This window comes from Bacteroides sp. 2201st1_D9_2201SCRN_220225 (assembly GCF_040928965.1).
GTDB classification, from domain to species: domain Bacteria; phylum Bacteroidota; class Bacteroidia; order Bacteroidales; family Bacteroidaceae; genus Bacteroides; species Bacteroides stercoris.
Genome location: NZ_JBCODG010000150.1, coordinates 1 through 2669 on the forward strand (window position 1 = coordinate 1; position 2669 = coordinate 2669).

4 protein-coding genes are annotated in these 2669 nt (G+C 46.2%); 2 read left to right on the forward strand and 2 right to left on the reverse strand.

Going from position 1 to position 2669, the window contains the following annotated elements; translation table 11 throughout:
- Both AB5903_RS22200 and AB5903_RS22205 read left to right on the forward strand, forming a co-directional pair.
- On the forward strand, positions 1 to 222 hold a 222-nt coding region (locus AB5903_RS22200; RefSeq protein ID WP_368118302.1), incomplete at its 5' end, for a ParA family protein.
- 4 nt (positions 223 to 226) lie between these two features.
- Positions 227 to 484 carry a hypothetical protein gene (locus AB5903_RS22205; RefSeq protein WP_005648607.1) on the forward strand — a complete coding sequence of 86 codons (258 nt, stop codon included), beginning with the start codon at positions 227 to 229 and terminating at the stop codon, positions 482 to 484.
- A 188-nt stretch (positions 485 to 672) separates the two neighbouring features.
- On the opposite strand, the gene AB5903_RS22210 is transcribed toward AB5903_RS22205, so the two are convergent.
- A complete protein-coding gene (locus tag AB5903_RS22210) occupies positions 673 to 1815 on the reverse strand; it encodes a fimbrillin family protein (RefSeq protein WP_368118303.1) in 1143 nt (380 codons plus the stop codon).
- A 45-nt stretch (positions 1816 to 1860) separates the two neighbouring features.
- Positions 1861 to 2669, reverse strand: an 809-nt coding sequence (locus AB5903_RS22215) for a DUF5119 domain-containing protein (RefSeq protein WP_368118304.1), incomplete at its 5' end; no start/stop codon positions are given.

The following is a 2669-nucleotide window of genomic DNA, read 5'->3' on the forward strand; positions in this document are numbered from 1 at the left end:
CTGATAACCCAGTACGACGGAAGAAAGAACCTGAACAAGAGCGTTTCGGAACTGGTACAGGAAACATTCCAGGGCAAAGTGTTCAGCACCCATATACGCAACTCCATTGCGCTGGCCGAAGCCCCGACACAAGGGCAGGATATTTTTCACTATGCCCCCAAATCTGCCGGGGCAGAGGACTACGAAAAGGTATGTAACGAACTGCTAACAGAAATAAAGTAACCATATGGCAAAGAAGAACGATTTAAAAAACAGTATGTCGGCCGGGCTGACCGGGGGATTAGACAGCCTGATCCAATCCACGGCCGGGCAAAAAGAGGCTCAAAAGCCGAAGAAAGCGAAAACCGTGCATTGTAATTTTGTCATGGACGAAACCTATCACCAGAACTTAAAGCTGATCGCGATCCGCAAAGGCGATTCGCTAAAATCGGTATTGCAAGAGGCTATATCTGACTACTTGGATAAAAACAGTTCCCTGCTATAACAGCGTATCGGGAATATACAGGGCAAACACTCCACAAAAGAAATTCTCCAGGAAAAAGGTACGCAAAAAGCACCCCTACACATCAAAAAGTATATTGAAAATGCGATTCCCTATAAAGAACCCGTTGGCAGGATTAATCTTGCGTATGTTTAACCTGCCAACGGGTACGATATTAATAAACGTTTGGATTAAGGTTGGGGTTGGACGTTTACGTCTTTATCTGCATCAACCCAGCCTGTTGTCTCTGCATTAAACTGGATCGGATTCAACACAGCCACTCCCTGATCAGTATAACCACCACCGAAAATCAACGTGTAGATATGACGCTTGCCCGCTACCCATGTATCTCCGAACGGAACATAAATTGTTCCGTAACTATCTGCTGAACCCAACAGATAACCTCCGGACTGCTGGATTTTGCAGGTGATCGACAGGTAACATTGATGCGCACCGTCGGCTTTTATCTTGGTATTGGTGGCTTCTTCGGAAACTTTCCATGCTGTCAGCTTCTGTGGTATATTCAGCATAGGAGTTTTTTCGGAAATATCGGTAGCTGTGGTATTACTATTGACCTCGATGGATTTGCCTTGCACTACGGTAATAAAACCTCCTCCTGTAGAGCTTTCAGGCCAATCACCCACAGTCCAACTTCCCGTTCCATCGGCTGTCGCAGGCAATGTGTAGACGCCGCCCATTTTTACATTAAAAATCTTGATGTCCTTTATATTCACCTGCATGTTATCGTATTCGGTCTTTGCTTTGAATACGACCTGTGACAGAATATGCTTGAAGTTAAATTTCACTACTCCGTTGTTCTTGTCTTTTGTCTGGCCTTTGGCTATGGCATACATCACGTCGTAGTTTTCATGAGCATTGATACCAGATCCATACTCATCGGAGCAGGAATAAGTTATCTTTTGAGTATCCTTGGTGGCTTCCCACATATAACTCCACTGCATGGCTTCATCAACCGTTCCGGGATTGAATGCGTAAAAGTCCAAAGCCTCGGTAGGCCAATAACGAAGGTCGCTCGCATTTTTATAATCCCACTTACCATTATTGTACACGATATTCACTCCGTCATGTCCAAATTCCGTGTCGACCTTTCCCATGAAGGCAGTACCATCCCCCGTAAAAGCGAACACGTCGAAATCGGTGTTCTTCAAGTTGGTGTTGGTAGTAGGGATAGCCCTCGTTTCCGCCGCATTACTTAACACGTTAAAACCAATCGCATTCCGTGAGGAGGTTTCCACATTCGCAATCTCCTCGTCTGAGCAACCCATGAGTAGTGCTCCAAAGATTGCCCAAAGCATTACTGTACTTTTTTTCATAAATAAAAACAATTTAAATTGATACATATAATTAATAAACTCGTATTACAACACTATATCCATATTCACATCATCCCAATCATCAACGTCCACATCAAATCCCGGACCGCCATTTCCCGGCTCGGATGGTACCTCATAATCAAAATTCAACACCAGATGCACATCACCGATATGCCCCGCTACCGGGACATCATGCACTTGGTCGCTCACGTCCTGTTCCAATACAGACATGCTGCCTGAACGGTTCTTGATATACAGCCGGAAAACATTGGGCTCTCCTTCAAGTGCGGAATGTCCAAACGTATAGAATCCGCCTATAATCTGATTCCGTGAAACCATTCCATCAAAGAGCAGGCTCTCCGAAAGATCGGCGGGCAAACTGTCGCCGGACATGTTAAGCGAGCCGGACATGCCGGAAAGAGCGGCCCGCAAATCCGCCACCCTGTCCAGTCCCCGAAGACCGTTCACCTCATACGTGTAGTGACATACCATGTTTACGGGAGTTAGCCGTATTATCTTCGTGCTTCCTTCCGGAATGTCCTTGAGGATAACTCTGTCTATATGGTCGCCACACAGCCAGGGTGGGGTGACAGCCATTGTCCGGTTATCCGGCGACTGAACATCACGCGTATCGGCAGTAAAAAGCGTGTAACTGCCGTTTTCTTTCCAAACCATCCCGTCGGTATCGTAGTTGAAGCAAATTACCCGGTAATCATTCTCGGGAAGCTCCACTTCCCCATCCTCTCCTCCGGGGAAATCAAATATCCACGTGTTGCTTTCATCGTCGGTCGGATAAAATACGACCCTCATGCCTTCAGGCTTGTCATGATTGGAAATCTTGGTCCAGTCGAATA

Excerpts from the sequence above, each read along its gene's own strand:
- AB5903_RS22205 (WP_005648607.1), top strand. The coding sequence starts at position 227 with ATGGCAAAGAAGAACGATTTAAAAAACAGTATGTCGGCCGGGCTGACC.
- AB5903_RS22210 (WP_368118303.1), bottom strand. The coding sequence starts at position 1,815 with ATGAAAAAAAGTACAGTAATGCTTTGGGCAATCTTTGGAGCACTACTC.